Below are 3021 nucleotides of genomic sequence, written 5' to 3' on the forward strand. Positions count from 1 at the left end.
TCTGCTTACGTAATTCATCTAATTCAGACATATAAGTCCAGTTATCTGTTGTTAATTCTGGTTCTAATACATATAAACGATTAGCTTCGTCTTTTACTGGTACTTCTTCAAGTAGAGCAGCAGCATGTAATTCTTTTTTCGCTTTAATTGCTGTTGGTTCTGATACTGTTAATAGATAACTAAGTTCAGTGTTATCTAGAATGCAGAAAATATTACCGTCGTCATCAATAAAAGTATCTTTTACTTGAGAAGTTTGTACTGAAAGCTTGTATCGATCACGTAAGATAGAATATAAGACACGAGCATTATTACTAAGTTTTCTATATTTAGGTTCATAAAATAAGTACTGGAATAATTGAAAATATAAATCTGTACTTGCTTTCATACCGTTAATACGTCGTTCTTTATTGCTTTTTGTCATAACAAAAAATCCTCCAATTTTTTACCCCGACTAAAAAATGGGTATAAGAAATTAGAGGATTGTTATTCATATTTTTTTATGCTATCATATTAATAGAAATAGCAATTTGAATATGTGATAACAAACCTCGTGTTCTAATTTTCATCGGTTTAGTAGGCGGCCAAACTTACATCAACCTTTGAAAATTCCGTCGGGGTTTTTGTTTTTTTTATATGAAAAATTTACATTTGCAATTTATGTATCTACTCTATCAATCATAGCAGAAGTTTGTGGAAAAAAGAAGAGAAAAAGAGAAGCCCGACAATAAATGTCGGGCTTTTATTGTGGATAACTACACTTATCCACAAATCAAAGTAGAATTATCGTTTAACACCTAGTGTAGATTCAACAGTTCCTAAACTTCCTACTGCACTTGTTAACTTTTTATCAGCTAATTCTATTGATTTTTTTGATTCTTCCATTCTGTCACGCATAGGTGCAACGCCATCTAAACCTTGTTTAACTGCCTTTGCAGCATTTCCTCTATATCCTACTGAAAGAACAAATTCGCTTTTAAAATTAGTGATCTTTTCTTTTAAATCGGCGTCGCTTATTTTATTTTCACCTTTAAAATCTACTACTTTTTTAGAAAGAGCATCATATTTTGTAGATACTGAATCCATTTTTGTTTTCAATTCATTTGGATTAGTAGCTTTTGGATTTGTGCTTATTTCTGCCCATAATGGTTTCCACTCTTGGTTCCAAATATCGTCATATTCTTTCATCATTGCATCCAGTTGCGGTTTTACTTCTTTTTCATATACAGCTTTATCATCGCTTGTATCACTACCACAGGCAGCAAGGACAAATGCAAGTAAAGTTCCTAATAATAGAGTTGATATTTTTTTAAACAAATTAGTTCCTCCTAATATACAAAATGTAAGATTTTATTATTAATAATATCAAAGGTTTATAGGATGTATTGTCATATTTTGTCGAATTTGGCATAAAAAAAGACAGCGATTAGCTGTCTTGATAAAACTGTAAAATTATGTACATTTTACCGCTGGAAGAAGAATATTTTTCCATGTAAAATAGGGGCAAATAGAATATATTTCAAATTTATGGTTCTTTTTATGCTATTTACACTTGTTTAATCTATAAAATATTTTTTAATTAAGTATGCATGTTCAACTAATAGATTTAGTGCTCTTTTTTGCTTTTCTGGATGCAAATCTTTAATTTGGTCTTTAATAACCTCGAATTGGGGTTCTATTCGATATGTTCGCCCAACAAGATTATCGATTGAAATATTATAAAGATCACTAATTTTTATTAAAGTAGATATGTCTGGTTCTGCACGATCCGCTTCCCAATTCGTATAAGTTGCTCGTGCTACATTTAGGTGATGGGCAACATCTTCTTGTCTTAATTTACGCATCTTGCGAAAGTACAGCAATCGTTCTCCTAATGTTTGCACGGGTTACACCACCTTTTTAATCTTCGAACATTATACTTTAACGGCGCGATAAGATGGAATGTATTTGGATAAAACGATTAAATTTTAAACATTTTAAATGTATAATGTGATAAATTTAATAGTGTATGAAATGAATAGAACAAAAGTTCGATTATGTGGTAAAATATGCACATGCGAGTTTTAAAATATGCAATGATGCATAATTCGTCCGGTAATCAGAAAACATGTTCATATTCTATGGTAATATATTGAAGAGAAAAAACTTTCTCAACATTTGAAAATAATACAGAATCCGAATATTGAGAAAAAACGTGTTAAAATGAATTCAAATATCAAACGGACGAAAAAAAGACTCACAGATTGTGTAAAAGTGTGACAGCACTCTTACACCGTCTTCCCTAGCCTAATAGGGAAAACACTTACTGCAAGTCCACAACTAGTATAACACAACAATTGAATGTAGTGACGCGTTTTCCGAATATAAAATATAGTAAAAAAGGGTTACGTGTCTTTTGTTCCGAAAGAAGGGGACAAATTAATATGCAAAGTTTATTACAAAGTCTTTCTGGTGATTTAGCGTTAGCTGGTATTAGTAAAACTAATTTAGCAACACATTGGGGTATTAGTCCCAGTGGAGTAACCGCAGTCTTTAAAGGGCAACGACAGATGAGGTTTTCATATCTTACAAAATCTTTAGCCTTATTAAATAAAGGTATAAGAACAGAGAGACAATACTTGTCACGTTATATACAATATGCAAAACCAAAGAATAGAAGAGAGATAATGGAATATTTGTCGTTGCGGGGCGACTTTGACACCCTGAAAATCATAATAGATAGAGAATACGTTGTAGAAGAAGGAAAAAAATATACAAATGCCAAGAATCAAGAATGGGCTAACGTATATAAGTGGATATATAAAAGATATACAGATGAAGATGTGAACCTTTTACAGTCATACAATAAGCTTCGTAAAGTAAGCCGAACAACTAAGAGTGATGAAATGATACTGTTAATAGACTTATTATTGTGTCAGTTACTATATCAAAAAGGAAATCATGAATTAGTGTCTGAAAAGATGAGTGAAATTAGTGAAAACCTAGAAGCAATAGACAACGATTTCATAAAAAATACTTTTGATT

At 31.3% G+C, this 3021-nt stretch carries 4 protein-coding genes; 1 reads left to right on the plus strand and 3 read right to left on the minus strand.

The features are described 5' to 3' along the window. The 3 genes from MR079_RS27975 to MR079_RS27985 form a co-directional block, all read right to left on the minus strand. A partial coding sequence (locus tag MR079_RS27975) for a replication initiator protein A (RefSeq protein ID WP_242295050.1) occupies positions 1-421 on the minus strand: 421 nt, incomplete at its 3' end. Between the two features lie 359 nt (positions 422-780). After that, entirely contained in the window at positions 781-1314 is a 534-nt protein-coding gene (locus MR079_RS27980) for a ribonuclease (RefSeq protein WP_242295051.1), read from the minus strand. A gap of 239 nt (positions 1315-1553) precedes the next feature. Further along, on the minus strand, positions 1554-1859 hold the full coding sequence (locus MR079_RS27985; protein ID WP_242295052.1) for a helix-turn-helix domain-containing protein: 306 nt from the start codon (positions 1857-1859) through the stop codon (positions 1554-1556). A 561-nt stretch (positions 1860-2420) separates the two neighbouring features. Between MR079_RS27985 and MR079_RS27990 the strand changes: the two genes are divergently transcribed. Further along, a partial coding sequence (locus MR079_RS27990) for an AimR family lysis-lysogeny pheromone receptor (RefSeq protein WP_242295053.1) occupies positions 2421-3021 on the plus strand: 601 nt, incomplete at its 3' end.

Origin of the sequence: Bacillus cereus group sp. BfR-BA-01381 (assembly GCF_022663555.1) — a bacterium.
GTDB lineage: Bacteria > Bacillota > Bacilli > Bacillales > Bacillaceae_G > Bacillus_A > Bacillus_A pacificus.